The organism is Mycobacterium sp. 852014-50255_SCH5639931 (assembly GCF_001665605.1).
GTDB classification, from domain to species: Bacteria; Actinomycetota; Actinomycetes; order Mycobacteriales; family Mycobacteriaceae; genus Mycobacterium; species Mycobacterium paraffinicum.
The window spans coordinates 1-619 of record NZ_LZSV01000007.1 but is presented as its reverse complement, the minus strand read 5'-3'; the positions used below and the strand labels follow the sequence as shown (position 1 = coordinate 619).

Below are 619 nucleotides of genomic sequence, written 5' to 3'. Positions count from 1 at the left end.
CAACGGCCCCGAACCCGGACCCGCATACATCCGACCGGAATTAACCTCCGGCGGTAACGCCCCGAAGTCAAACACCTACGAACCCCCCCGGCTCGAACGACATGTGTTTCCCTCGCGAGTGTCTATTGGCGTGAAGCAATGAGCTCGTTGCGAAGGCTAGATCGCCGCTGAGCCCCGTCGCTGCTGGCGACGCGACCGCCGGGAGGGAGGCTCCCTCGGCGACGGGCGCACAGGAACACGGGCAACGAGACGTTAGCGCCCCCGAGCCGCGCCACTACCTGCGGGGACGACGCGTCGGCCGGGTCGCCATGCACCGGCCATCCGCGAAAGCGTCGGACGATCGACCGCGGTGTGGGTTAAAAATCCGGTCGCAGATAAATCCCCCGCGACGTTCGCCACGACGGCGGCCTGACGGGTGCAGGGCGGGGCGAGGGCTCCGCCCTGCGCGGGCCGTGGGCGCAACGCGAAACACGCTTTAGCGCGACACTTTTCGCGCGCTAAAGCGTGTTCCTACGCTGGCAGAAGCGACCGGTGGCTACCCGGCGAAGGGGGGTCGGGCCATGACGGTGGGGCGGAATCCGTATCGGGGTCCGGCGCCGGCGTGGGTGCCGGTGCCCAT

General features: G+C 68.5%; 1 protein-coding gene and 1 pseudogene. Both read right to left on the bottom strand.

Annotation, left to right across the window (positions count from 1 at the left end):
• The coding region (locus A5758_RS25600) for a PPE domain-containing protein (RefSeq protein WP_156622491.1) at positions 1-75 on the bottom strand (75 nt) is incomplete at its 3' end.
• Positions 76-535: 460 nt separating this feature from the next.
• Positions 536-619 (bottom strand): annotated as a pseudogene (locus tag A5758_RS24960) (hypothetical protein); the annotation flags it as partial.